This is a genomic window from Halomonas sp. AOP30-A1-24 (assembly GCF_052378165.1).
Lineage (GTDB): Bacteria > Pseudomonadota > Gammaproteobacteria > Pseudomonadales > Halomonadaceae > Vreelandella > Vreelandella citrativorans.
Genome location: NZ_JBQSXL010000022.1, coordinates 46809 through 73661 on the forward strand (window position 1 = coordinate 46809; position 26853 = coordinate 73661).

At 54.2% G+C, this 26853-nt stretch carries 21 protein-coding genes and 1 pseudogene; 13 read left to right on the top strand and 9 right to left on the bottom strand.

Going from position 1 to position 26853, the window contains the following annotated elements; all coding sequences use genetic code 11:
* Position 1 precedes the first annotated feature (1 nt).
* The gene (gene moaC, locus ACT3TJ_RS13055) at positions 2 to 802 is read left to right on the top strand and encodes a cyclic pyranopterin monophosphate synthase MoaC (protein ID WP_172118439.1); all 801 of its coding nucleotides are present in this window, start codon (positions 2 to 4) and stop codon (positions 800 to 802) included.
* Positions 803 to 805: 3 nt separating this feature from the next.
* Positions 806 to 1261 carry a molybdopterin synthase catalytic subunit MoaE gene (moaE, locus tag ACT3TJ_RS13060; RefSeq protein ID WP_441679139.1) on the top strand — a complete coding sequence of 152 codons (456 nt, stop codon included), beginning with the start codon at positions 806 to 808 and terminating at the stop codon, positions 1259 to 1261.
* Positions 1262 to 1327: 66 nt separating this feature from the next.
* On the opposite strand, the gene ACT3TJ_RS13065 is transcribed toward moaE, so the two are convergent.
* Positions 1328 to 2905, bottom strand: coding sequence for a ribonuclease J (locus ACT3TJ_RS13065; RefSeq protein ID WP_444621908.1), 1578 nt, complete (start codon positions 2903 to 2905; stop codon positions 1328 to 1330).
* 293 nt (positions 2906 to 3198) lie between these two features.
* Between ACT3TJ_RS13065 and purU the strand changes: the two genes are divergently transcribed.
* Positions 3199 to 4053 carry a formyltetrahydrofolate deformylase gene (purU, locus tag ACT3TJ_RS13070; RefSeq protein WP_444621891.1) on the top strand — a complete coding sequence of 285 codons (855 nt, stop codon included), beginning with the start codon at positions 3199 to 3201 and terminating at the stop codon, positions 4051 to 4053.
* A gap of 107 nt (positions 4054 to 4160) precedes the next feature.
* Here the strand turns inward: purU and lexA are convergent, their stop codons facing one another.
* Complete coding sequence (lexA, locus tag ACT3TJ_RS13075) at positions 4161 to 4838, bottom strand: transcriptional repressor LexA (RefSeq protein WP_172118442.1); 678 nt, start codon at positions 4836 to 4838, stop codon at positions 4161 to 4163.
* Between the two features lie 264 nt (positions 4839 to 5102).
* Between lexA and ACT3TJ_RS13080 the strand changes: the two genes are divergently transcribed.
* The 4 genes from ACT3TJ_RS13080 (at position 5103) to ACT3TJ_RS13095 (ending at position 8010) form a co-directional block, all read left to right on the top strand.
* Positions 5103 to 5780 carry a TetR/AcrR family transcriptional regulator gene (locus ACT3TJ_RS13080; protein WP_444621892.1) on the top strand — a complete coding sequence of 226 codons (678 nt, stop codon included), beginning with the start codon at positions 5103 to 5105 and terminating at the stop codon, positions 5778 to 5780.
* The gene (locus ACT3TJ_RS13085; RefSeq protein WP_444621893.1) at positions 5758 to 6285 is read left to right on the top strand and encodes a L,D-transpeptidase family protein; all 528 of its coding nucleotides are present in this window, start codon (positions 5758 to 5760) and stop codon (positions 6283 to 6285) included. Before ACT3TJ_RS13080 ends, ACT3TJ_RS13085 begins: the two co-directional genes overlap by 23 nt.
* A gap of 77 nt (positions 6286 to 6362) precedes the next feature.
* Positions 6363 to 7388 (top strand): beta-N-acetylhexosaminidase, encoded by a 1026-nt coding sequence (nagZ, locus tag ACT3TJ_RS13090; RefSeq protein WP_444621894.1) that lies wholly within the window; start codon positions 6363 to 6365, stop codon positions 7386 to 7388.
* A 43-nt stretch (positions 7389 to 7431) separates the two neighbouring features.
* Positions 7432 to 8010 (top strand): hypoxanthine-guanine phosphoribosyltransferase, encoded by a 579-nt coding sequence (locus ACT3TJ_RS13095; protein ID WP_087107361.1) that lies wholly within the window; start codon positions 7432 to 7434, stop codon positions 8008 to 8010.
* Between the two features lie 27 nt (positions 8011 to 8037).
* On the opposite strand, the gene ppsR is transcribed toward ACT3TJ_RS13095, so the two are convergent.
* Positions 8038 to 8871, bottom strand: coding sequence for a posphoenolpyruvate synthetase regulatory kinase/phosphorylase PpsR (gene ppsR / locus ACT3TJ_RS13100; protein WP_087107359.1), 834 nt, complete (start codon positions 8869 to 8871; stop codon positions 8038 to 8040).
* 230 nt (positions 8872 to 9101) lie between these two features.
* Between ppsR and ppsA the strand changes: the two genes are divergently transcribed.
* Both ppsA and ggt read left to right on the top strand, forming a co-directional pair.
* Positions 9102 to 11477, top strand: coding sequence for a phosphoenolpyruvate synthase (ppsA, locus tag ACT3TJ_RS13105; protein ID WP_444665822.1), 2376 nt, complete (start codon positions 9102 to 9104; stop codon positions 11475 to 11477).
* Between the two features lie 119 nt (positions 11478 to 11596).
* Positions 11597 to 13387 carry a gamma-glutamyltransferase gene (gene ggt / locus ACT3TJ_RS13110; protein ID WP_444665823.1) on the top strand — a complete coding sequence of 597 codons (1791 nt, stop codon included), beginning with the start codon at positions 11597 to 11599 and terminating at the stop codon, positions 13385 to 13387.
* A gap of 50 nt (positions 13388 to 13437) precedes the next feature.
* Here ggt and ACT3TJ_RS13115 read toward each other — a convergent pair whose 3' ends face one another.
* Both ACT3TJ_RS13115 and acnB read right to left on the bottom strand, forming a co-directional pair.
* Positions 13438 to 15324: a glycerophosphodiester phosphodiesterase family protein gene (locus ACT3TJ_RS13115; RefSeq protein WP_444665825.1), complete on the bottom strand. Its 1887-nt coding sequence runs from the start codon at positions 15322 to 15324 to the stop codon at positions 13438 to 13440.
* A gap of 184 nt (positions 15325 to 15508) precedes the next feature.
* The gene (acnB, locus tag ACT3TJ_RS13120) at positions 15509 to 18112 is read right to left on the bottom strand and encodes a bifunctional aconitate hydratase 2/2-methylisocitrate dehydratase (RefSeq protein ID WP_193054662.1); all 2604 of its coding nucleotides are present in this window, start codon (positions 18110 to 18112) and stop codon (positions 15509 to 15511) included.
* Between the two features lie 518 nt (positions 18113 to 18630).
* On the opposite strand from acnB, the gene ACT3TJ_RS13125 reads away from it, so the two are divergent.
* Positions 18631 to 19287: a tRNA-(ms[2]io[6]A)-hydroxylase gene (locus ACT3TJ_RS13125; RefSeq protein ID WP_444665827.1), complete on the top strand. Its 657-nt coding sequence runs from the start codon at positions 18631 to 18633 to the stop codon at positions 19285 to 19287.
* Positions 19288 to 19317: 30 nt separating this feature from the next.
* Positions 19318 to 23217, top strand: coding sequence for an AAA family ATPase (locus tag ACT3TJ_RS13130; RefSeq protein ID WP_444665829.1), 3900 nt, complete (start codon positions 19318 to 19320; stop codon positions 23215 to 23217).
* 3 nt (positions 23218 to 23220) lie between these two features.
* Here the strand turns inward: ACT3TJ_RS13130 and ACT3TJ_RS13135 are convergent, their stop codons facing one another.
* The 4 genes and pseudogenes from ACT3TJ_RS13135 to queC all read right to left on the bottom strand — a co-directional run bounded on the left by ACT3TJ_RS13135 (position 23221) and on the right by queC (position 25679).
* A complete protein-coding gene (locus ACT3TJ_RS13135; protein ID WP_444640404.1) occupies positions 23221 to 23505 on the bottom strand; it encodes a YkgJ family cysteine cluster protein in 285 nt (94 codons plus the stop codon).
* On the bottom strand, positions 23502 to 24326 hold the full coding sequence (locus tag ACT3TJ_RS13140; RefSeq protein WP_444665831.1) for a 6-carboxytetrahydropterin synthase: 825 nt from the start codon (positions 24324 to 24326) through the stop codon (positions 23502 to 23504). Before ACT3TJ_RS13140 ends, ACT3TJ_RS13135 begins: the two co-directional genes overlap by 4 nt.
* A pseudogene (gene queE / locus ACT3TJ_RS13145) lies at positions 24326 to 24969 on the bottom strand (7-carboxy-7-deazaguanine synthase). The gene ACT3TJ_RS13140 and the pseudogene queE overlap by 1 nt, the downstream one beginning before the upstream one ends.
* A complete protein-coding gene (queC, locus tag ACT3TJ_RS13150; protein ID WP_444621903.1) occupies positions 24969 to 25679 on the bottom strand; it encodes a 7-cyano-7-deazaguanine synthase QueC in 711 nt (236 codons plus the stop codon). Before queC ends, queE begins: the two are co-directional and overlap by 1 nt.
* Before the next feature lie 276 nt (positions 25680 to 25955).
* Here queC and ACT3TJ_RS13155 point away from each other — a divergent pair, with 276 nt between their 5' ends.
* Both ACT3TJ_RS13155 and ACT3TJ_RS13160 read left to right on the top strand, forming a co-directional pair.
* Entirely contained in the window at positions 25956 to 26372 is a 417-nt protein-coding gene (locus ACT3TJ_RS13155) for an SRPBCC family protein (RefSeq protein ID WP_444621904.1), read from the top strand.
* Positions 26365 to 26853 (top strand): DedA family protein (locus tag ACT3TJ_RS13160; RefSeq protein ID WP_444621905.1); only part of this gene is annotated, 489 nt, incomplete at its 3' end. The genes ACT3TJ_RS13155 and ACT3TJ_RS13160, both read left to right, overlap by 8 nt.

The following is a 26853-nucleotide window of genomic DNA, read 5'->3' on the forward strand; positions in this document are numbered from 1 at the left end:
CATGCAGCTAACCCACCTCAATACGCGTGGTGAAGCTAATATGGTCGATGTGGGTGATAAGCACGAAACACGTCGTGAGGCCGTCGCCTCGGGGCGGATTTTAATGCAGCCAGAAACGCTGAAGCTGCTAAGTGATGGCGAGTTACCCAAGGGCGATGTCATTGCAACGGCCCGTATTGCCGGTATTCAGGCCGCGAAGCGTACCCATGAATTAATCCCTTTATGTCATTCTTTGGCGCTTTCCAAAGTCTCCATTGAATTTGATATCGACCCTGCGCAGGGCTGTGTCCACGTGACGGCACTGTGTCGATTAAATGGGCGCACAGGTGTTGAGATGGAGGCGCTTACCGCGGTGTCGGTCGCGTGTTTAACGCTCTACGATATGTGTAAAGCCGTCGATAAGGATATGTGTATCGACGCTGTTCAGCTTGAAAGCAAACGCGGCGGCGTACGTGGCGATTATCAGCGCAGTGCTCGCCCGCAAGCCCCCATTGTGACGGGAGAAGGGACGGCAGGTGAAGTGACATTAGGCGAACGCTGCGCCTCGCCCTGTGTTCGGGTGAAGTTTTTAGCCGAGCTGCGTGAACGTGTCGGTGTGAGTGATACGGTGCTTGATCTGGACCAGGTGCCGAGCCGTGATATTGCGGGTTTGAAGGCTGCGCTGAGCCAGCGTGATACGCGATTTAGCGTGCTCACCGACCAACGGACGCTGTGTGCGATTAACCAGGTGATGGCTAACGATAGCGCACGGATTACTGACGAGGATGAAGTCGCCTTTTTTCCACCCGTGACAGGGGGCTAAACGATGAATATCCAGGTCCGAGTCCAGTCAGCGCCTTTTTCATTAGGCGATGGCTATGCGTCGACGCTCGCTCAGCGAACCGATATTGGCGCGGTTGTCAGTTTTACAGGGTTGGTTCGGGACTTTAACGAGTCGCCTGATGTCACCGGGCTTACCCTGGAACATTACCCCGGCATGACAGAGCGTACGTTGGAGCAGATAGGCGAACAGGCGTGGCAGCGCTGGGCGCTCCAAGCGGTTTATATTGTTCATCGGGTGGGTTACCTGGCGCCGGGGGATCCCATCGTTAGGGTGCTGGTGGCGAGCGCTCACCGGCGCGAAGCATTTGAAGCGTGTGACTTTATTATGGATTTTTTAAAAACCCAAGCGCCGTTCTGGAAAAAGGAGCATTCCACCAAGGGTGAGTATTGGGTGAAAGAGCGCGCTGCCGATTGGCAAGATGCCGAGCGCTGGTCATAAGGCTATTACAGTACCCGCCTGGCGAGTACGCTGCGTTCTACAGGATTCGGTTACGCCTCGTTGCGTTTATAGAGGCGCTTCCGCGGCCATTATTTGTAAGTGGACCTCGGGCATGTGCTGCATGTGGTCCGCCAACCAATGAATCAAGCGTGGCTGTAGCGCAAGGCGCAAATCAGCCAGCGTATCCGCTTTAATCTCCTCCAACTGATTGTCCAGCCATTCGCTAAAGCTATCTTCGTCGAGCGGGCTGGCGCTGCTGCTATCCAGCATCAAGCGACCGATGCGCCACCATCCGGTATCGCTGGCCGCGACAGGCAGGGCGAGAAATAAACTGCCTCGGCGCGTCGTGGTTTTGGTGGCCTCCAGGCCCGGATGCGGTACAACGCTATTTTGATTAACGATACAGGGCGGTTGAGGATGGCGGGCTTCGCAGCGCAGCCCCAAGTGGTCCATAACGATCATGTCGCCATTAACGGGTGCTAAAGGTGCGCTGATGCCCAAGGAGTCTGCAATCGCTTGGTGGGCCTGCTGGTGGCGCGCTTCGCCGTGCACGGGGATCAAATATTTGGGCCTGATCCACTGGTAGAATGTGATGAGTTCTTCTTGCGCAGGGTGGCCTGTGGCGTGAAGCTCTGGATGATTAACCTCATCAAAGATCGTGACCCCAAGTTGGACCAAGCGTTTTTTGAGCTGCTCAATGGGGCGCTCATTGCCGGGGATAGCTTTGGCAGAAAAAATGACGTTATCGCCAGGCTCAAGGTCAATAAACGGATGGCGCCCTTGGGCGAGTCGTTGCAGTGCTGCACGAGGCTCACCCTGGCTACCTGTGGCGATAATCACCACTTCATCGGGGGGCAAGTAGCCCAAATCATGAGGGGGTACAAGCGCTGGGAAGTCATCCATGTAGCCAAGCCCACGTGCAATGCTCACCATGCGCTCCATGGATCGCCCCATCAAACTGACCCGACGGCCGCATTGATGAGCCGCCCGGCCAATGGCCAGTACGCGTGCCAGGTTGCTTGCAAAACAGGAGACCACGACGCGGCCTTTGCATTCCTTCAGGCTTTTAGCCAGCGCTTTAGCCACATCGCCTTCACTGCTGGAGTGGCCAAGCAGAGGGGCATTGGTTGAATCACCTACTACTAAATCAATCGGGGCGAGTGCTCGAAAGTGCGCCGCGTTAATGGGCGTGCCAATCAGCGGCTCTGGGTCCAGCTTCCAATCCCCTGTGTGCATTATGCGGTAGTCGCCCATCACGATGACCAGCGCGCAGCTTTCAGGGATCGAATGAGTAACCGGCAAATAGCGCACCGAAAAGGGCGCCGTTTCCATTGCTTCGCCCGGCTCGATGATCTTAATCGCGGCGCTACTTAGCTGGTGTTCAGCGAATTTCGCGCGTAAGAGGCCTGCCGCAAGTGGGGTGGCATAGATAGGGCAGTTCCACTTGGGCCATAACCAGGCAACCGCGCCAATGTGATCTTCATGTCCATGCGTTATAAATAACGCTTGGGGCGTTATGTTCAGTGCCTCTGCGGTGCCCAGGTTAGGTACCTGAAGGGGCGAGTTAGGCAAATCCTGGCGAATCATCATGCCGCAGTCGACCGCGATCCAGTGATCGTCGTATCCATACAGCGTTAGATTCATGCCAATTTCACCACACCCACCCAGCGGCAGTAGGCGCAGGGGAGGGCGGCGGCGAGGGCGAAGTTGAACGCGTGGTGGATGCATCGGTTATGAAAAGCCTAAAAAGTAATGTCTTAACTATACGGGAAGGCAGGGGCGGCTAACAATGACCCCCGACATTAGATAACGGTGCTTCGTTAACGGGGTTCCGGTACACTAGTCGGCCGTTATTTACGACGTTGCTATTTAGCCGCTATTTGCTGCGCCGTTACGCTAAGTCACTCGTATTTCGTAGTTCGTCAAGAGTACTTCACATGTCTCATTATTATCGTTTAGTCGTTTCCTGCCCCGATCAGGTGGGTATTGTTGCCCGTGTGTCTGGTTTTATTGCTCAACAAGGCGGCTCTATCACTGAAGCCAGTCAGCATTCTGACTTGCAAACGGGCCGCTTTTTTATGCGTTATGAGATATTGGCCGATTCGCTTGGCATGTCCGTTGAAACATTACGCAGCGCCTTTGAGCCAATTGCTCAAGAGTTTTCCATGCAGTGGGCGCTGATGGATACCCAAAAGCGTCGGCGAGTCATACTCATGGTCTCTCGTGAGTCTCACTGCCTGGTGGATTTGCTTTACCGTTGGCAGGCAGGTGAGCTGGATTGTGACATAGCCGGTGTGATTTCTAATCACGAAGACATGCGCTCAATCGCTGAGTGGTACGGTATTCCTTACCACCATGTGCCGGTGGACCCGAATAATAAGGAAGCGTCGTTTGCTCAGGTGCAGGAGCTTATCGATAACGCGCGAGCGGACTGTATTGTATTGGCGCGCTATATGCAGATTCTGCCCCCGTCGTTGTGTGAGCGCTATGCTGGGCAGGTGATTAATATTCACCACAGCTTCTTGCCTTCATTTGCCGGTGCCAAACCGTATCATCAGGCCTATGAGCGCGGTGTAAAACTGATTGGCGCGACGTGTCACTACGTGACGGAGGAGTTGGATGCAGGGCCGATTATTGAGCAGGATATTCATCGCGTGAGTCATTGCCATACGCCAACCGACCTGATTCGCTTTGGACGCGATGTAGAAAAAGCCGTACTGGCGCGAGGCCTGCGCTGGCATCTGGAGGACCGCGTTTTGATCCACGGCAATAAGACGGTGGTCTTTAGCTAAGCGTTTAAAAACTGTTGAAGCTGAATCAGTAACAAAACAAGGGGGTGGTCATGAAAATGACCACCCCCTTGATGCGTTTTAAAATCCGATTTTACGCAAACGGATTATTAGCCTAGCGCTTGGCCATTACCGCCACGGATGACGCCTACACCTACGCCTTCAATATCCAGGGATTGGGTTCGCAGGTCGATTTCAATCGGTGCAAAATCAGCGTTTTCCGCAATCAACATTACCTGATGCCCTTGGCGTTGAAAGCGTTTTACGGTTACTTCATCTTCCAGCCGCGCAACGACGATTTGCCCGTCACGTACACGATCAGTGCGGTGCACCGCTAGTAAATCGCCTTCCAGGATACCCACATCCTTCATGGATAAACCGCGTACCCGCAGGAGATAGTCGGCTTTAGGGGTGAAATATTCCGCGGGTAGCGGGCAGTAACGGTCAATATGCTCCGCTGCAAGGATCGGGCTGCCAGCGGCAACTTCACCAATAACCGGCAAGCCCATCGGCGGAAGATCATTGCTGTTGGCCGCAACGGTGGCGGGTAATTCGCTAACGTCCTGCGCTTCCTGATTGGGGAGGCGAATTCCCCGCGACGTATTGCGAATAATCCGGATCACGCCTTTACGCTCAAGAGCACGTAAATGCTCTTCAGCGGCATTGGGGGATTTAAAGCCCAAGGCCTTGGCAATTTCGGCGCGGGTGGGAGGGTAGCCGAATTCACCCATGGTTTTTACTATAAAATCAAAAACATGTTGCTGACGTGCTGTGAGTGGCCGCGACATACCAAACTCCATAAACAATAAAAGACAGTCGGTATCTGTCTGCTTGATCAGTATGTGTTTAAGTATACAGTATGTTGCTCTATCCAGTACATGGTTAAAAAAGCAGCTTGTTAAAACACTGACTGTCACCGGTAAGACGTTTGAATTAACGCTAATGCGCAGGGTAACCAAATAAAAAATCGGCTAATAAGGGTGATTGAGCCTGATTAAGATATGACTTACTATTCTGTCATGTTTTAAACACTCGTTTCTCCGGAGGCCATAATGGCACAATCTGACACGGTGTCGCGCATCCTGGATACCGCTGAGGTGCTGTTTGCAGAGCGTGGCTTTGCTGAAACGTCACTGCGTAACATCACCAGTAAAGCGCGGGTAAACCTGGCGGCCGTTAATTATCATTTTGGTTCCAAGAAAGCCCTCATCCAAGCCGTATTCTCACGCTATCTAGACCCGTTTACTCAGCGTTTTCATGGTGCGCTCGATGAGCTTGAAGCCCGCTATGCTGATAGCCCCATCCCCCTGGAAGAGCTGCTTGAAACAATGGCCACCACGGTGCTGGCGGTGCCTGCTGAACGCAATAGTTTGAAAGTCTTTATGCGCTTATTGGGGTTAGCCTATAGTCAAGCGCAAGGGCATTTACGGCGCCATATTCAAGAGCAATATGGGGATGTGTTTACCCGTTTTACCGGGCTTGTGCGTAAGGCGACCCCTGATTTACCCGATGCCGAGCGTTTTTGGCGGCTGCACTTTATGTTGGGTACGGTCATATTCACCTTGTCGGGGCTGGATGCGCTACGTGATATCGCCTCCAAGGACTATCAGGAGCAGGTGACTGTGCGTGATTTAGTGCGGCGCCTGCGTCCTGTGGTCGTTGCCGCCATGAATGCTCCACTGCCGCAAGAGGTTGAAGGAGGACAGCATGCGAACGCCCCTGTTATCTGAGTTGCCACCTGAAAAAGACGGCTGGATCGAAATTGATACCAGCGCACAAATCCTGCGCTGGTGGCAGGGTCAAACACCAGGCTTTGAGTGCGCTATCTCTACTGGACGCGCTGGCGTTGGCCAGCAAGATGGAAGCGGTCAAACGCCGCATGGCTGGCACTATGTTCGCGCGGCAATTGGCCACGAACAGCCAGTCAATGCCGTACTTAGAGGCAGGCGTTTTACCGGTGAAATTTTCTCAAGTGACTTGGCCGACGCTCATCCGACACGTGACTGGATTTTGACGCGAATTTTATGGCTTTGTGGATTAGAGCGAGGATTTAACCGCGCAGGTTCCGTCGACTCTCAGCGCCGCTATATTTATGTACACGGAACGCCGCCCGATCAACCGATGGGCAAACCTGCTTCACATGGCTGTGTTCGTATGCGCAACGAGGACCTGCTTTATATCTTTGAGCGCGCCGTGCCCGGAACTCCTGTTTGGCTACATGGCAGCCGTCCGTAGAGGCCTTATGCAGAGGCTTTTTTGACTCTGTGCGTTGATCGTCTAAAATCATCGGCCCTTTTATTGGATCCCTGCTAATGACTCAACCTATTGGCCCGGTCATGCTCGACCTGGAAGGGCCTGAATTATCCAATGCTGAAAAGCGCTTGCTGCTTGAACCCGCTGTCGGTGGCGTGATTTTGTTTGCCCGTAATGTGGAAGACGCCTACCAGGTGCGCAAGCTGTGTAGCGATATAAGGCGCATACGGGGCGATCTTTTATTGGCGGTTGACCAAGAGGGTGGCCGCGTACAGCGTATCAAAAAAGGGCTTACCCGCTTACCAGCCATGGCACGGATTGGCGAGCGTTATGCCCAAGACCCTGAAGAAGGCCGCTCTCTCGCCATAGACGCAGGTTGGTTGCTTGGCATGGAAATGGCCGCATGTGGGCTGGATTTAAGCTTTGCACCAGTGCTTGATGTGGATAGCGGGATTTCTAGCGTCATTGGCGACCGTAGTTTCAGTGGTGACCCTGAGCACGTTGCTCAATTAGGCGCCGCTTTTGTTGAGGGCTTGCATCAGGCGGGCATGGCCGCTGTGGGTAAGCACTTCCCTGGCCACGGCGGCGTAGCCGCGGATTCCCATGTCGCACTGCCCATTGATGAGCGTTCAATGGAGGCAATTAAACAACGCGACCTTGTCCCCTTTGCACAGCTAGCTTCCCAGCTGGATGGCATCATGCCCGCGCATGTCATTTATCGAGCGTTTGATACACGCCCGGCGGGCTTTTCGCCCAGTTGGTTGGGTATGCTGCGTGAATCGCTGGGCTTTAAAGGCTGTATTTTTTCAGATGATTTAAGTATGGCAGGTGCTCACGAAGCGGGTGAGCCACGCGAGCGTGCCGCTGCTGCACTCGCCGCTGGCTGCGATATGTTGCTGGTGTGTAACGACCGTACCGCTGCGCTTGAGGTTGTTGAAGCCAGCCAAGGCATCGCCAATAAGCGTCCCGCGAAACTCCGCTATGGCCGTGCACGACCTGATTTGGATGCGCTGACCGCGCTGGGGCGTTGGCGACGTACGCATGCCAGGCTAGAAGCGCTGGCGGACTGCCCTAACCCCACCTGATTTTTCTTTTCGCAATATTGCTACATTTTTTGGGAGTTACCCCGTGTCCAAATTGGATAAAGAAGCGCTTGAGTCATTGGACTCAATGCGCCAGCTAATGGAAACAGCAGACTGCCTGATCTCTCAGGAAGAAGTCGAGCGGGCGCTGGATCGCATGGCGGAAGCAATTACTGAAGACCTGGGTGACAAACTGCCGGTTTTTTATTGTGTGATGAACGGTGGCTTGATTACGACCGGGCATCTGCTGACCCGATTGGGGTTTCCGCTGGAAGTGGACTATTTGCATGCCACGCGTTATCGCAACGAGTTGCGCGGTGGCGAGCTTTTCTGGCGTGTATCGCCTGAAATCCCCATGGCCGGGCGCCACGTCGTCATCGTGGATGACATTTTGGATGAAGGTTCGACGCTCGCCGCGATTCTTGCTTACTGTAAAGAAGCTCAGGCAGCCAGCGTTACGACTGCCGTCCTGGTGGATAAGCAACATAACCGAAAAGCGGTGCCGGGCCTGAAAGCTGATTACTGCAGCCTGGAGGTCGCGGACCGCTATGTGTTCGGTTTTGGTATGGACTACAAAGGTTACTGGCGTAACGCCCCGGGTATCTTCGCCCCCAAAGGCATGTAATTTTTAGCTTTGTTATTTAATGCTGGTTTAGCGGGGGGAGAAGCGCCTCGCTAAGCCTGTCTCGGCAATCATTCGTGTCGAAATTTCTTCTACTGAAAAGCGCGTCGCATCAATAAACGGAATATGCATAATGCGGTAAAGCGCTTCGGCCTGTTCGACTTCCTGCAAACACTGATCCATTGAGCTATAGCGACTGTTCGGCCGACGCTCATTGCGTATGGCGGATAACCTGCGAGCATCAATAGTCAACCCAAACAACTTGCGCTGGTGCGGTGCTAACACCTTGGGCAGCTTGAGCGTGCCGTCTTCGTCAAGGTCGTCCTCGGTAAGCGGATAGTTGGCCGCTCGAATGCCAAACTGAAGCGCTAAATAAAGCGATGTGGGTGTTTTGCCACAGCGCGATACGCCCACTAAAATAATATCGGCTTTGTCGTATTGATGCGTACGGGCGCCATCGTCGTTATCAAGTGCGAAGTGTACCGAATGAATCCGGTCCATATAGACATCGTCACTGCCAATCGAGTGAGTTCTTCCCACGCTGTAAGAAGAGTGGGTGCCTAATTCCTGCTCCAAGGGTTTCAAAAAGGTAGAAAAGATATCCACCTTGAAGCCTGGCGCTTTGCGAATCACATCGCGTATCTGCTGGTCAACGATGGTATCGATAATGATTGGTTGTTGCCCATCTCGAGCGGCAGTGGATTCAATAATCCGGGCAAGCGCTTCCGCTTTTTCAAGCGTATCGATATAAGGCTTGGTCAGCATGTTGATCTCAATATCGCTGAATTGAGCCAACAGGCTTCGACCCAAACTCTCGGCCGTAATACCGGTACCATCGGAAATAAAGAAAGCTGTCCGCTTCATAATCACGCCCGTCAATTAAATAATAGAGACGCTATTGTGTGCCGAGCATTCGCTAAGCACAACGCCCCAAGCGACTACATAAATCGCCCGTATACGCCTTATGTTGTAAAAATCCTCCACTCCCTTCGCTATTAGACCAATGGCGAATAGGGTGGCACGGTGATAGGGTGACACGATCAATGATTGGCGATCTAAAAGATTGCATCAACGTCTTAAAGCGAGGGGGTTGCGTGGAAGAGTACATTCTGTGGTTCGATCAGTTAGGTATGGCCGACGTCGAACGCGTGGGTGGTAAAAACGCCTCGCTGGGCGAGATGATTTCCAATCTGTCAGGTGCCGGGGTAACCGTACCGGGTGGATTTGCCACTACGGCTCACGCATATCGTGAATTTCTCTCTCATGAAGGGCTTAACGAGCGCATTAACAGCACGCTATCGCGCCTGGACGTTGATGATGTTAAAGCACTGGCGGAAGCGGGTACTAATATTCGCCAATGGGTTATTGATACGCCGCTGCCGCCCGCTTTTGAAAGTGCGCTGCGTCAGGCCTATGAGCAACTGCAGGAGCAGCACCCTCAGCTGAAAGTAGCGGTGCGCAGCTCGGCAACCGCGGAAGACCTGCCGGATGCCTCTTTTGCGGGCCAGCAGGAAACTTTCCTGAATATCGAAGGTTTCGATAACATCAAACGCGCTGTACACGAGGTGTTTGCCTCGCTGTTTAATGATCGCGCAATTTCTTACCGCGTTCACCGTGGCTACGCCCACGAAAACGTCGCGCTGTCAGCGGGTGTTCAAAAAATGGTGCGCTCTGAGACGGGCGCTTCTGGGGTCATGTTTACCCTGGATACCGAATCAGGCTACCGCGATGCTGTCTTTGTGACGGCCTCGTGGGGGCTGGGCGAAACGGTTGTGCAAGGTGCTGTCAACCCTGATGAGTTTTATGTTCATAAGGGCACGTTAGCCGCTGGCCGCCCGGCGGTTTTACGGCGTAACCTGGGTTCCAAGCTCATCAAGATGGTTTACGGCCAGGAAACCAGCGCCGGTAAATCCGTCGACACCGTTGATGTGCCGCTTAATCAGCGTAATCGTTTCTGTATTAGCGACCAGCAGGTGATGGATCTTGCCCATCAGGCAGTGACGATTGAGCAGCACTACGAGCGCCCCATGGATATTGAGTGGGCGCTTGATGGTGACGACGGTAAGCTCTATATCGTGCAGGCACGCCCTGAAACGGTGGTCTCGCAGCAGGAAGGCGGCAAGTTAGAGCGTTTCCAGCTGCGCGAGAAGGGCCGTACCCTGATTACCGGCCGGGCGATTGGTCAGCGCATTGGCCGTGGCACGGTCAAAGTGGTCATGAGTCCGGAAGATATGGATAAGGTTCTTGACGGTGACATTCTGGTGACCGACATGACGGATCCAGACTGGGAGCCCATTATGAAGCGGGCTTCAGCCATTGTTACCAACCGTGGTGGGCGTACCTGCCATGCGGCGATTATTGCTCGTGAGCTGGGCATTCCGGCGGTGGTTGGGTGTGGTGACGCTACACAGCAGCTCAGAGAAGGCTCCGATGTCACCGTTTCCTGTGCCGAAGGTGACACCGGCCACGTTTATGATGGCCTGCTGGATTTTGACTGCAAGGTTTCAAGCGTCGATGCCATGCCTGAAATCCCGTTCAAGATTATGATGAACGTGGGCAACCCTGATCGCGCATTTGGGTTTGCCAGCCTGCCTAACGCAGGCGTAGGGCTTGCCCGGCTTGAGTTCATCATCAATCGCATGATTGGCGTTCACCCTAAGGCACTGCTGGATTACGCAACGCTGCCAGCTGACTTGCAGCAGGTGATTGACCTTCGTACCGCGGGCTATACCGACCCGGTAACTTTCTACGTGGACAAGCTGGTGGAAGGCATCTCCACGTTGGCAGCGGCCTTTTACCCTCAGCGGGTTATCGTGCGTTTGTCTGATTTCAAGTCCAACGAGTACGAAAACCTGATTGGCGGTAAGCTTTACGAGCCGGGCGAAGAGAATCCCATGTTGGGCTTCCGTGGGGCTTCGCGGTATATCTCGGACGCTTTCCGGCCCTGCTTCGAGCTTGAGTGTCGCGCCTTAAAATACGTACGCGACGAGATGGGGCTTGATAACGTCGAAATCATGGTGCCCTTTGTACGCACCACCGATGAAGCCAAGCAGGTGGTTGATCTGTTGGCAGAAAACGGCTTGAAGCGCGGCGATGCAAGCGGGCTGAAAGTGATCATGATGTGCGAGTTACCTGCTAATGCATTGTTGGCTGAAGAATTTCTTGAACACTTCGACGGCTTCTCAATCGGCTCTAACGATCTTACGCAGTTAACGCTGGGGCTGGACCGTGACTCAGGCATCGTGGCGCATCTGTTTGATGAGCGTAATGCGGCGGTGAAAAAATTGTTGGCAATGGCTATTCAGGCTTGTAAAGCCCAAGGCAAATATGTGGGTATTTGTGGGCAAGGGCCCTCAGATCATCCCGAGTTGGCTAAGTGGTTGATGGAGCAGGGGATTGATTCGGTATCCCTCAACCCTGATGCAGTACTTGAGACGTGGTTTATGTTGGCAGGTGAGACAATCACCTAACGTCGACCTGTAAACCGCTATTTTGCGCCCGGCCATTGTGCCGGGCGCATGCGTTTTATAGGCTACTCTGTTGTGTGGTTACTTACTTGATATTTCCCAGGATGCGAGAGGGCAGTGTAATGTCCCCAAAAAGGATTAAATTAGCGCTATCAGGATTGCTGTTAGTGCCGGTCTATAGCTTTGGGTTTAGCTATGAAACCCCCTCTATAACGCCAGAAGTTGGGTCGGGGTATGAGGAAAAACCCGGCTGGGAGGCGGAGTCGTTTGCAGTTGCGGCGGCTAACCCGTTGGCAACGGATGCAGGCTATCAAGTGTTGGCAAATGGTGGCAATGCCATTGACGCTGCTATCGCTGTGCAAATGGTATTAACACTGGTCGAGCCTCAGTCCAGCGGCATTGGCGGTGGCGCTTTTTTAATGTTCTATGATGGCTCAAACGTTCAGGCTTACGACGGCCGAGAGACAGCGCCTGGTGCGGTGACAGGGGAGCTGTTCATGGAAAATGGCGAGCCGCTGCCCTTTGCAGATGCGGTAGCCAGTGGACTTTCTGTTGGTGTGCCAGGCACGGTGCGAATGTTGGAACAGGCGCATAAAGAGCACGGCCAGTTGGCTTGGGAGGCGCTTTTTGAACCCGCTATTACGCTTGCCGAGGAAGGATTTGCCGTTAGTCAACGGCTGCACACCAGCCTTGCCAATGATGAAGCGTTACGTAGTGACCCGCTCGCCGAGAACTTCTATTACCAGCCTAACGGCGAGCCGCTAGCGGTTGGCGACACGTTAAAAAACCCGGCGTTGGCGAGCATATTGCGCCAAATTGCGACCAACGGCAGCGCGGCCTTTTATGAGGGCGACATTGCTGAGGATTTAGTAAATCGTGTACAGAACCACCCGGTGCGGCCAGGCAGCATGACCCTTGAGGATGTTGGCGGCTACCAGACAATTGAGCGGGAACCGCTGTGTACGCCATGGCAACAGTGGGAAGTGTGCGGATTCCCTCCGCCTTCGTCTGGGCATATTACCATTATGCAAATACTGGGCCTTTTAGATCAGCAGCCGTTGTTGGAAGCACCCTTGGATAACGGCGTATCCAGCAGTGGTTGGCTGCATCAGTTTTTGGAGGCTTCTCGGCTGGCCTTCGCTGATCGCGGACGTTATATCGCGGACCCTGAGTTCGTAGAGGCGCCGGGTGGGGACTGGTCATTAATGCTGGCGCCTGACTATCTTTCAGAGCGTAGTAAGTTAATTGGCGACACCAGCATGGGCGATAGTGCGGAGCCAGGGAACCCCGGTGAGCTTGATGTTAGCTTTGCCTCACAGCCGGATCAGCCGGAATATGGCACTAGCCATATCAGTATTATTGATGCTGAAGGCAATGCTGTGGCGATGACCACGTCTATTGAGCAGGCGTTTGGTTCGCGCATCCTTGCTGATGGAGGAACCGGGCTGCCGGGTGGGTACCTGCTTAATAACGAGTTGACCGACTTTTCGTTTACCCCAGAGGTGGACGGCGAGCTGGTTGCTAATCGGGTTGAGCCTGGCAAGCGCCCGCGTTCAAGCATGAGCCCAACACTCGTCTTCGATAAAGAGTCGGGCGAACTGGTGGCAAGCCTGGGATCGCCGGGTGGTGCGGCTATTATTCATTACACCGCCCGCACGTTAGTGGCGATGCGTGATTGGGGGATGAGTGCACAAGAAGCGCTCAATTTGCCTCACGCCATTACCATGGGAGGCGATGTTTATTTGGAAGAGGGAGGCTTCCCGGAAGCGACCCTGGAAGTGCTTGAGGAGTACGGTCATACCATCAGTGAAAGAGAGCTAACCAGTGGGCTTCAGGCTATCCGTAGGCTGGAGGATGGGACGCTGTTTGGCGGTGCCGACCCGCGTCGCGAAGGTGTTGTTATGGGCGATTGATCCCACTTGGCTTTACGAAATGAGCTGTCAGTGGCGTGTTTAAGTACACGTCACTGACGTAGCCAATTGCGCAGCCTCACCAACAGAAGTTCCCCATCGCTTAACGCTCGCCGCTCTTCAATCAATTCACGTAAACGCGCGGGATAGTCGGTAATAATCGCATCAACCCCTAAATCGATCAGTGTAGACATTCTTGCCCGGTCATTGACTGTCCAGGCGTGTATCTCATAGCCATAAAGCGCTGCAAGACGCACTTCCTCTGCTGTAATACGGTTATGGCGAAGCCCCAGGGCATCGAAGCTTCGGCGGTCCAGCGTGCCTGGCAGGATTAATTGTGCCAGCAGTGTGACGCGTAGTTCAGGCGCTTGGCGTTTGATGTGGGCAGACAGTGATGGCGTCATCGTGGCTACCCGCATCTCCAGCATTGCATTGGGAAAGCCGCACTCCCCATACGCTGTTATAGGATGACTGCTTTTAGCCCAGCAGGCATAGCGCATATCGGTTTCAGCACGCAGCAGAGCAATGACTGCAGCAGCAAGTGCTTGTTCCTCGCCGGGCAGCGCTTTCATGTCGATCATCAACCCAGCATGGCCACGCACGCGTTCGAGTACCTCATCCAGGCCTGCGATAGGCTCGTTTTGAAAAGCATCACCGAACCAACTGCCTATGTCGTACTGACTAAGCTCTTCACGCGTTAAGTCGCCGAATTCTCTGTTATCACCGGTTAATCTTGCCAGGCTCCGGTCATGGTAAATCATGACCTGCCCATCGGCGGATAAGCGAACATCTAGCTCTACGGCGTCAGCCTTATCGACGATGGCCTGGTCAACCGCGGCCAAGGTGTTTTCGGGGGCGACCATTGAGCTACCACGGTGCGCGAACACCTTTACATTGTCGCGTAGCTCAAAACTATTCAGGATCCACCAGGCTTGTAAGGCGGCCAGTAGCAATACGCTAAGTTCAACCGCCCAGGCAAATCGGCCCGGGAGGACGATTTTTGATGGAGGAGCAGGGCGCATCTTGTGATGCGCTAACTGAAGGTACAAACAAGCAGAAAGCAGTGCGTTAGCCGCAATACCGATAAAGGTAACGGCGAGGGTTAGCAGCAGATAGCCTGTTAAATAGGCAAACATGATGGGAATTAGAAACGCATTGTGTTCTGGTAACCACCAGAGGAGCGGCGTCACCAGTGCATCAAAGGCGATGGTGGTGATAACAGGTAGCGCAATAATGAGCAGTAACAGGATGAGCACGGCCGCGCCAATGGAGCGGTGCCAGCCTTTGGTTAAATGAAAACTGCGCGTCAAGGCGCGTAACGGGCTGTAGTTATCAAGCGCCACTAACGGAAGCGCCAACAGCCAACGCAGATAAAGCCAGGCCGCTAAGCTTAGCCAGGCCACTACAAGCGGCAGCGCGCAGGCAATAAAGTACCAAAGCACAGGTGGCATGACGCGCTGTAAATAGTAAGGGTCCAGGCCGCTTAGCCAAACACTATAAAGCCATGCAAGTGCGGCCATGAAAGGGGCCAGCAGTAAAAGGTGCGTGCCCACCTGTAACACGACTAATCCTGCCAGCGCGGGGAGGCGACGAACGCTTAACCAGAGTGCATCAAAGGCTAACCGGTAATGATTGCCTCGAGGCCGAACGGCGACTTGGAGCATACCAGCCTGTTGCCAGTAAAGAATGAGAAAGGTGAAAACCAGGCCGACCAGCATGCAAGCTAGGCCCAGCGGGCTAAACAGCAGGCTGATCAGCTCGTCATTGGTAATCACTGTACGCTTTAATTGAGCGAGCAGACCTTGGGTTATCCACCCAATCACGGGTAATAACAGGGCAGAGGCAAGTAAGGTAAAAAACAAATGATAGGCGATCAAGGGGCGTAGATGATCGCGCAGTGTCTTCATTAAGGCCGAGCCAAGATGTGTCAGTGGCTGCATTGTCTTTTTAAATCATAAGGATGAACTAACAGAGTGGCAGTATCCGGAAGCCCTCGCAAGTCGACGACCTCTTGCGGTAATAAAAACGCCCCACAACGAGAGGTTGTGGGGCGTTCGGTCATCGTCTCAGAATTAACGAAACTTCATTAAGTCTGTGATGGTGCGAGCATCGGCGATAGGGTGGTTACGCTTCTTGAGCAACCGGAATCACGTTTGAGGCGATTTTCTGATACTCCTCAATTTCGTGGAAGTTCATATAACGATAGATCTCTCCTGCCATGGCGTCAAATTCACTCATGTAACGCTGATACTCTTCAACGCTTGGCAGGCGACCTTCCACCGCGGCAACCGCGGCGAGTTCCGCCGAGGCAAGGTACACGTTGGCACCATCGCCCAGACGGTTCGGGAAGTTACGTGTAGACGTAGACACAACGGTGCTTTTTGCCGCAACGCGTGCCTGGTTACCCATACACAGCGAGCATCCCGGCATTTCCATACGCGCACCGGCACGACCATAAATGCCGTAGTAACCCTCTTCGGTCAGCTGGTGCTGATCCATTTTGGTCGGCGGTGCCAGCCACAGGCGAGTTTTGAGGCTGCCTGCAGGCTGCTTTTCAAGTAATTTACCCGCTGCACGGAAATGACCAATGTTGGTCATGCACGAGCCGATAAATACTTCATCAATCTTTTCGCCCGCAACGTCTGACAGTAAACGAGCGTCGTCAGGATCGTTAGGTGCGCAAAGCACGGGCTCTTTAATCTCGGACAAATCGATTTCGATGACTTCGGCGTATTCGGCATCCGCATCGGCACGCATCAGGCTCGGGTCGGCAAGCCACGCTTCCATACCCTCGATACGACGGCTGATAGTACGCTCATCGCCATAGCCGTTGGCAATCATCCACTTCAGCAGTGTGATGTTGGATTTCAGGTACTCGGTAACGCTCTCATCAGACAGCGTAATAGTACAGCCAGCGGCAGAGCGCTCAGCAGAGGCGTCGGAAAGCTCAAACGCCTGCTCGACCGTTAAGTCTTCAAGGCCTTCAATTTCCAGTACGCGGCCAGAGAACGCATTCTTCTTGTTGGCCTTGTCAACGGTCAGAAGACCTTGCTTGATGCCGTAAAGCGGAATGGCGTGAACCAGGTCACGCAGGGTAACGCCAGGCTGGCGCTTGCCTTTAAAGCGAACCAGTACGGATTCCGGCATATCCAGCGGCATAACGCCGGTGGCAGCAGCGAAAGCTACCAGGCCAGAACCAGCCGGGAACGAGATGCCCAGCGGGAAGCGAGTGTGCGAGTCGCCACCGGTACCTACTGTGTCTGGCAGCAGCATGCGGTTCAGCCAGCTGTGGATGATGCCGTCGCCAGGACGCAGCGATACACCGCCGCGGTTCATAATGAAGTCAGGCAGCGTGTGGTGAGTGTCTACGTCCACCGGCTTCGGATAGGCCGCCGTGTGGCAGAATGACTGCATGACTAGGTCCGCTTGGAAGCCCAGGCATGCCAGGTCTTTCAGCTCGTCACGTGTCATCGGGCCAGTGGTATCCTGGGAGCCGACGGTGGACATTTTGGGCTCGCAGTACATCCCCGGACGAACGCCTTCCAGGCCGCACGCCTTACCGACCATTTTCTGCGCCAGGGTAAAGCCCTTGCCGGTGTCTTTGGGCTGTTCCGGGAGGCGGAATACGTCAGAAGGCTCAAGGCCAAGGGACTCACGTGCTTTGCCCGTCAGGCCGCGGCCGATGATCAGAGGAATACGGCCGCCAGCGCGTACTTCGTCAAGGATCAACTGCGTTTTCAACGCAAACGTGGTGAGCACTTCATCAGTGCCGTGCTTGCATACCTTGCCTTCGTAGGGGTAGACGTCAATGACATCGCCCATTTCCAGCTTTGATACGTCCAGTTCAATCGGGAGTGCGCCAGAATCTTCCATGGTGTTAAAGAAGATCGGAGCAATTTTGCTACCAAAACAGAAGCCGCCAGCGCGCTTGTTGGGAACGTAAGGGATATCGTCACCAAAGAACCACAGCACGGAGTTAGTGGCTGATTTACGTGAAGAGCCCGTACCCACAACATCACCGACATAAGCAACCGGGAAGCCTTTGGCTTTGACTTCTTCAATTTGCTTGAGCGGACCCATGGAGCCCGGTACTTCAGGCACAATGCCGTCACGCTCGTTTTTGAGCATGGCATTAGCGTGCAGCGGGATATCGGGGCGCGACCAGGCGTCGGGTGCTGGTGACAGATCATCCGTGTTGGTTTCACCCGGCACCTTAAAGACGGTTAGGGTGATTTTTTCTTCTAAAGCAGGCTTGGAAAGGTACCACTCTGCTTCTGCCCAGGACTGAATAACGTCCTTGGCAACGCTGTTACCCTTTTTGGCACGCTCTTCAACATCATGAAAGGCATCAAACATCAGTAGGGTATGCTTGAGCTGTTCGCCGGCTTCACGCGCTAGCTCTTCGTTATCCAAAAGCTCTACCATGGAGACGATGTTGTAACCGCCTTGCATGGTGCCCAGCAGCTTAACCGCGTGGATTTTATCGATCAGCGGAGAGGTTGCTTCGCCCTTGGCGATGGCAGTAAGAAAGCCCGCTTTCACATAAGCGGCTTCATCGACGCCCGGCGGAACCCGGTTGGTGATCAGGTCAAGAACAAATTCCTCTTCACCCGCCGGTGGGGTTTTTAGCAGCTCAATTAAGGCGGCAACTTGCTCGGCGTTTAGAGGCTTGGGTGGTACGCCTTCAGCGGCGCGTTCCTCGACATGTTGGCGATATGCTTCAAGCACGTTGGGGCCCTCTCATCTGCTTTATGGTGGCGAACACACATTTTCACGGTGTTTGAGCGTGCGCTCGGACACATGACATACGCTTGGAAACAGCGTCTGGTTGGATGACACGGATTCTACGGCAAACTGTCGACAATGTTAAGAAGAAGGCGATAGGCAGGTGTTGTACTTTGTGTTGATACACAAAAAATACCGCTTTAAAGGCCTGTATTTTGGCCGTTTGGGGCACTTTCTGGCAGGGTGTGGTGGGCCCGAGCACGCTAAAGGTGTGATTGCGGTTGCGCCGCGTTACCATGGCTTGGACGCTATAGCGTTACGGTTGCTTTCCAGGTTGAACTAACCTCACAGCGAAGCGTAGAGCGCCATTGTTGTTACTAATTAGCTATTACTATTAGCGGTGACCAGCAATACGTACCCAAGAGACATGGCATGGCGTCGTTCTTGCGGACCAGGAACGAGGTGAACGCTATCGGCGTTTAAATATTGTACAATTATGAAAAAATGCTCGGAAGAACGTTATGTCAATGCAATTGCCGGAATTAACACCCGCAGACCATAAGCTTCAAGCAGATGACTTGTTGCCCGAAAGTTTAAATGAATTTCTTGCCTGCATAACGCCCGACAGCTGGCTTAAATGGGCGCTAGATAACCCGGAAATACTGCTCGTTGACCACGCTCAGTGTGAGAAAAAGGCCGCCTCGACGGCCATGAGCTTGCTGTATCGTTATGTAGACCAACCTCTTTTATTGAGCAAAATGTCTCAACTCGCCCGCGAAGAATTGCTGCACTTTGAGCAAGTTGTGGGTTTAATGGAGAAGCGCGGCGTTGAATACAAGCATTTAACCGCTTCCCGATACGCTGAGGGCCTGCGACGCCATGTGCGCAGTAATGATCCAGAGCGTCTTATTGATATCCTCATTATTGGCGCCTTAATAGAAGCACGCAGTTGCGAGCGTTTTGCTCGCTTGATTCCTTACCTGGATGAAGAGTTGGCTAAATTTTATCGCACGCTGGTTAAGTCCGAAGGGCGTCATTTTGAAGACTATCTACTGCTTGCGCAGCAGCAAACTAACGCTTCCATTGATGAAAGAATTGCTTTTTTAGTGGCCCGGGAAGCAGAGCTGATAACGTCACCCGATACGGCTTTTCGTTTTCATAGTGGTGTACCCGCTTAATACACCACTAGCCCAGGCAGGATATGTATCATGCGCGATACTCGTGAGTCTGATCAGCTAATCCTCTTTGGTCATTTTTCCCTCTCTCAGGGGGATGGTGTACTAACCCACTTTAGCTATGACAAAGTCAAAGCGCTGTTAGTCTACTTACTGCTTCACCGCCAGCCGGTGAACCGCTCGGTGCTCGCCGAGCTGTTATGGCCTGACCAAGGGCTTTCATCAGGCAGAACTAACTTGCGCCATGCTCTGCACTGCCTGCGTCATTCGCTCGGGGATAACGCTGATCACGTCTTGAAAGTGTCGCGCCAAACCATCGCTTTTGACCTGCCAGCGACTTGGCGCATCGATTTACATGAACTGCAGCAACTGCTGGAAGGCCCCCGCGAGCTAGCAACGCTCGAAGCGGTGCTGACCTGCTATCAAGGGGACCTCGTTGAGGAGCTCCAGCTAACCAGCTGTAGCGAATTTCAGCGGTGGCTCGTACAAGTGCGCAACGAATGGCGTCAGCGCGTCATTCGCTTTGCTGAGCAGGTCCTGGAAGCCCATGAGGATGCGCCAGATGTAATGCTTGAAGGCCTGGTAAGCCGCTTTTCTGGCTATGCACCTTTTCATGAGCGCCTGGTACGCCAGCTTGCCGAGCAGAACCAAATCGCTGCTGCTCACGAGCAATACAATGGTTATTTACAGCTATTAGCACTTTCGGGGCAGCAGCCTGAGCCCAGTTTTTTACAGCTCGCAAGTTATTGGTCGGATGGGCCGCATGACCCTCGTGCCATGTCCCCTCAGGGTGCTTTTTCGCGCGTATTGGCAGCGGACAGCAAGCCGCTGCGCGACGATGAAATCGAACTGCGCCAGCTCTCCGTGATGGCGATTCGGCTGCGCTTGAAGGGCGACTGGCAGGAGCGTGCGGCAGTGCGTAGCTGTCTGGGCCTGCAGCTGGAGTTACTGCGTTGGTTAGAGCAGCAGTGTCATCATCTGGGAGGGTTCTGGTTACCTGGGGCTACCGGAGGACTCGGGCTTGCCTGTTTTGGTACCCATGGACCCGCACACCAGCTTGCGGAGCTGGTAGCGCTTTACGAACACTGTCAACACGCGCTGCCGCAAGAGTCGGCGCGCCACTGGGAAGGGGAAGGTGAGCCGCCTTCCTTTGAGCTTGCCGCCGGGTTAAATAGCGGGCGGGTCGTCTATTTGGCAGAGCGTCAGCTGGCGGACCCGCTTGGTCAGGTGACGCAAGTTGCCTTGGAGCTAATGAGTGCGGCAGAGGGCAGTGAGCTGGTCATTTCTCAGGAGGCCAGCCAGCACATGCCCCCCGCGCTTGATCTACAGCCACGACTGGTGTCTCGGCTGGTGGCAAGCGATGGGCGTATTCGCCTGCGCGCGCTGGTCCTGGGGCAAAACGAGGGGGGGCGTGATGCGCTCCCGCCGAGCCTGGTGGGGCGTGAGGCCCCGCTGCGTACGCTCCGCGATGCCTTGGCGCGGGCGGGAATTGGGCTGCGCCAAAGTGTGCTTGTCCGAGGTGCTTCGGGCATGGGGAAATCTGCGCTCATGGTGGGGTTTCGTCAGCTTGAATTAAGTCGCGATGCCGCGATTTGTTGGCAGCCAACGACGCGATTATCCGTACTTGAACCTTACGGCATTGCCCGCAGCCTGGTGGCCTGGTATCTAAATGCGCCACCTGCGCTGGATACCTTGCATGCCATGCAAACAACGCTGGGCTTGGGACTTTTAGAAAAGAGCCAACAGCACCTGTTTGAAGAGGCGCTTGGGGTTAGGGACGTTCAAGAGGTGGCGCAACTTGCGCAAAACGGTGAGGCGGCGGAGCTGGTCGTACAGTTGTTACATCGCTTGATTGAGCAGAAAACCAGTGAACGTACGCTGGTGCTAATGATTGATGATCTTCAATGGATTGATGAGCCCTCCTTTAAAGTGCTGGCAGGCCTTCAGGCGCGCTTGCCTATCAATACGGCGTTTATGCTGATTGCCAGTCATCATGGCCGTGAACCCTTACCGGTTAAGCTTCACTGGGACCAGCAGATCACGTTGGGTAAGTTGGACGTTCAGCAATCGTCACGCCTGCTTTCCCAGCTGTCACGCCGCTATCGCATACATTTAAGCCCCCGGCTGCGTAACCAGATCATAGAGCGGTGCGATGGCGTGCCGCTTTACATGCAGGAAATTTGCCGACGTCTGGACATGGACCGTCGTGAAGGGCGTAGTATCCAATTTGATGAGCTGCCGAAAGGGCTGCTGGGCTTGCTAGCCAGCCGTATTGATCAGTTGGAGGCCGACCGCGCGATTGCCCACGTGGCGGCAGTGCTTGGCAGACGTTTCCGGCTGGACTTTTTGTTGGAGTGCAGCGGCTGGGAGCCCGCTCGACTAACGCAAGCGCTTGAGCATATGCGTCAGCTCGAGATCATTGAGCCCGTTAATAAAGAGCTCGGTGAGCAAGAGTGCCAATTTAGCCATCAGCTTCTTCAGGAAGCCGCCTATCTCTCCTGCCCGCGCGATGTACGCGTCAAACTGCATCAGCAGGTCGTTACGCTAATTGAAGAGCGTTTCCCCATGTGGATTAGCCGCCATCCTGGCGACTTTGCTGCGCACTTGCGTAGAAGCGGTCATTACGCACGCGGCGCACGCTATTTTGAGCTTTCTGCTCGCGAGGCGCTAAAGGTCAGTGCTAACCGAACGGCGTTGCGGATGGCCGACGCAGGGTTGGCAAGCTTGCGCCATGTTGAGCATGAGATAGAGCGCGAGGTTAGTCTGCTTACGGTACGTGGCCAGGCCGCATTTTCCCTGGAAGGGCACGGCTCACCCATCGCTCATGAAAGTTTTGTTCGCGCCCGAGAGCTACTGCGTGAGTCCGGCAGTGATATGCTGGATGACCCTGAAGAGCTTGAGCAGGTCTTTCTGGTTAAGTGGGGGCTCTGGGTAGGGCGCAGCCAGCGCTATGCGCATGCCGATGCGTTTGCGCTTGCCTCGACGCTTGCGGATATCGCGGAGCGACTGGAAGACCCGCGCTATCGCCGTTTAGCGGATTATGCACGCGCTCAATGCGAGTACTGGGCAGGACGTATCCAGCAGGCCCACGATCATCTGGATGAAATTGATCCGCTCAATGCACAAATGATGATTGAGTGGTTGCCGTTCTCTGATCACCCGCAGGTAACGGCAGCGTGTTTTCAAGGTTGGGCGCTCTGTTTACGGGGCGACTATCAGCGGGCAGAGCGGCAAGTATCGGCGGCGCTTCGGTTGGCGGAAAAAATTGGCCACCCGGGAACGCTGGCAATGTCGCTGTTATTCGCGGCTTCCCTCTATCGTCAGTTAGGGCATGTGCACCTGGCGGCGCGCCAGGCGGAGAGGGCGGCAGCCATGACCGTCACGCCCGACTTGCAATTATGGCAAATCTCGGCCCAAGCGGTGTTGGGATGGCAGCGCGCGTTAGCAGGGGACCAAGGAGGGCTTGCACAAATACGCGAAAGCCTTGAGCGGATGACCGAGCTTAAAGGGAGCGACCGCTACCAGCGGCCCTCATTATGGTATATCGATGCCTGTATTGAGCTGGGTGAGCTTGATGCCGCAGAAGACTATTTGGATCAATGCCTTGTGATCGCCCGCGAGCGTACCACGCTGTTTTTGCCTGAGCTAGCGACGCTGCTGGCGAGCGTTCGGCATCAGCTTGGACATCCTGCGAATGGGGTTAGGGCGCTTGCCGAGATGGCCATCAGCCAATCCCGAGAGAATGGGAACCGCCACCAGGAGCTGGCGGCGCTTGAACTATGGTTGATGCACATTGAGCCGGGCGACCCTACTGCCAAAGAGTCGTTCCGACATTTGCTGAATGATGTTAGCCATAGCGATGCGCCGGTGCTGGTGCGTTGGGTGAGCCTGCTGGATCGTCGTTTGACCCAGCCTGCGGGTGTAGAAGGTTAGGGGTTATCCCGTTGCTGTTTCGAGGTATGCAAGGGTGGCGAGTGCCTGATCACGGTGCTCGCCACAAACGCTGGCATCAAAGTTAAAGTTGGCGCATACGGTGGGGCGGCTTGCATCGCCAAAAAGCCGACATAGATTCTGCTCATCCAACTGAATGCAGCGAACCCCAGCAGGCTTGCCTTGAGGCATCCCTGGAATCGGTGAGCTGATGGACGGCGCTATACAGCAAGCTCCGCAACCTGCCCGGCAGCCAGCGCTTTGCTTAACGATAATACCTGCCTCGCTCATGGCGTAAATTCCGCAAAGGCACCTTTGTTAATCCCCTCGAATGCTTGAACGCGTGTGGCGTGGCCGCTTTCATCGGCGATGCTACGTGCCAGCCAGATGGCGATATTCTCAACGGTAGTGGGGCCCGGCAATACCGCACAGCGGTCTGCTGGCAGGCGAATGGAAAAGTCTCCCTGGGCGGCCTGGTAACGACAGGTCAAGAACACATCGTCCTGGTGTTCAATATCCGCTTGTTCAAGTAGGTAGCGGTTATCCAGCCAGTGTGCCCAGCGAGCTTCCAGCTCAGGTTGACGCGTGCCCGATTGCCAAATAGAGAGTCTGGAGCGGTGGCCGTGGGCAATACGTTGGCAATTGCCCTGGTGTCGTTTAAGGCCATGGCTATAGCCATAGGCTGCTCCGGTCGTAGCTTCATCACTTAACGTTAGTGTGACACGGTCAACATTGACGGGGCGCTCTGCGGTCAACTCGCCACTTAAATGCGCCGCTACCTCTTCAAGCGTAATAGATGCCCAGGGAAGCAGGCTAAAGGCTTCGACAGGCCCACGAACTTCCATGGTTTCGGTGCGAACGCAGAGGCCTTCCTCGCAATCAGTAATGCTTACACCGGGCGCCTGCGTGGGCACCAGAAGCGTATGGTCGAGGCCGCTGTCCAGGGTGTGTTTGATCCAGGGCTTTACCTCGCCAAAATCAAATAGCATGCCGTCTTCACCCAAGGCGCCTTCAAGGAGCGCATCTACTTGCCAGCTGCAGCCGATGAGTCCGCGCGTTGGGCACCAGGCAGAGACATCCATATGGGTTAACTGATTTACAAAGAGAGCCATTAGTCAAACCCTGCGATTTTGTGAATTTGAAGCGTAAGGCGCCATTGTGGGTTAGCCATACAGTAATCCGTTGCCTGGGCGATGGTGTCGGACTGTTGCCCTAACGGGCTTACATCCATGGGCTGCAAAAAAAGTGAGTAAACGCAAGGTTTTCGAAGACCGGGGGCAATGCATCAGCCTGCGGATAAACAAGTTTTAATTCATTTCCCTGCGTAATGACCAAAGGGTTACTACTTTTGGGGCTAACGCATAACCAATCAATACCGGGAGGGGGCCGCAACGTACCGTTCGTTTCAACGGCTACTTCAAAGCCCTGCTGGTGTAGCTTGTCAATTAACGGTGTATCCAGTTGGAGCAGAGGCTCGCCGCCGGTAAACACCACATACGGGGTGGCATTCGCGCTACCTTTTGGCCAGAGCGCATTAATATGCGCAGCCAGCTCGGCCGCTGTTGCGAACTGCCCGCCGTTTTGTCCGTCAGTACCGATAAAATCGGTATCGCAAAAGGTACATTTTGCATGAGCGCGATCCACTTCACGGCCTGACCACAAATTGCAGCCACTAAAACGGCAAAAAACGCTGGCACGACCCGCTTGTGCGCCTTCGCCCTGTAGCGTGTAAAAGGCTTCTTTAACGTGATACATCAGCGATTCACCTGAACTGTCGCATCGTAAGCCAAGGGGTCGAGCACATTGTTAGCGGCAAAGGCCCCCAAGCGCTCTCGGCAGCTGCCGCACTGACCACACGCTAACGCACGTCCTTCATAACAGGTCCAGGTATGCTGGTAATCAAGCCCCATGGACAAGCCATCGCGTAAAATATCCGCTTTTGATGAGTAGAGGTAAGGGGCATGCAGCGTAACGTACTCAAAGTTGGCAATACCCGCCACGTGATTCATGGCATCGACAAACTCGGGGCGACAATCCGGGTATAAAACATGGTCACCGCCATGGGCGCCATAATCCACGCGCCCAGCGCCTATGTTGACCGCTTTGGCAATTGCCAGGGACAGTAAAATCATATTGCGATTGGGAACGACAGTGGCGCGCAAATTATCATCTGCGTAGTCACCCGTCGGCATGGCCTGGTCAGCGTTGGTCAGTGCGGAGTTATCGATCAAACCGTGAATGGCTCGAATGTCGACTATCTGGTGAGGAATACCCAACTGACGGCACACTTGCGTAGCCACATCCAGCTCGCGTGCGTGACGTTGGCCATAGTCAAAAGATAGTGCGTGGACCTCCAGTCCTTCATGCAGTGCGCGGTGAAGCACCGTATAGGAGTCCATGCCGCCGGAATAGATAACCACCGTCGCTGTCGGTGACGTAGAAGGGAGAGAAAACGTACTGGACATAAATAGTGCTCGCTGTCGGAGAATTTTTCGTGCGCGATAAGGCTGCACGGAGTGCCGGGGTCCGGTCCGGGAGGGCGGCAGTTTACGCAATGAGAACGTATCTGACCAGCCGTAGTCTGAATGATCGTCTCTCCTTATTCGTCATTCCCGATAAATTGAGCAGCATGCTACGCTCATTGTTTTGCTAAGCTTATCGTTTCCTGCGGTTACAGATGGTGCTTCGGTTTACAGGTAGCTTAGCGGTTAACAGTTAGTTTTCAGCGGTTCGAGGGGATCATGGCCACCATAGAGCACAGTGAAATTGTTAAAGCATCACCTGAGCGCGTATTTGAGTTATTGCGCCGCGTGGAAGATTTTGCTGATTATTCTGATTTAATACGTTCCATTGATGTGTTGGGGGACGATCGCTTTCGCTGGCATGTCCGTGCAGTAGGTATGGACTGGGCATTTGACGTGGAAGTGACTGAGATTCAGGCGCCGCATACACTGGCTTGGGAGTCGCTTGATGGGGTGAAAAATCAGGGGCGCTACCGGCTGCGTGAAGTGCCAGAAGGGACAGAAGTATCACTCACGCTTGGTTATGAGATTCATAATCGCTTTATGGAAAAAGCCGTTAATAAAGCAGCGAAGCCGCTCGTAGGTAAAGTGAGTCGGCAAATTCTTGAACGTGTTGAGGCTAGGCTGAATGCGTAATGCCTTTCGTATTGTGTGGCGTTTGGCGATAGCCGTTGGCGTTATAGCCATACTGGCGTATGTGTGGTTTTGGCACTCGCCGGATTTAATGGCGGTCAGGCATACCGTTGACGAATGGGCACATCATCCCGCAGTAGTGGTTGGGGTGGTTGTTCTTATGGCCGTTACCCTGGCTGCTGGGTTGCCCGGGAGTATTGGTTTTTGGCTAATTGCACCCTTTTACCCACCTGTCGTTGCCACCATTATGCTGACACTTGGAAGTGTGGCGGGCGCGTTTGGCGGCCATCAGCTAGCGGCACATACCCGTAGCGCATGGCAACCCAAAGGGCTAACCCTAAAAGTCATGCAAACGCTTCAGGACAGGGGAGATCTATTAACCCAGTGCGCACTTCGTGTCTTGCCGGGTTTTCCTCACGCGGTGATCAATTTTGCAGCTGGGCTAAGCCGTGTGCCACTGTCGATTTTTCTTCTTGCGGCAACG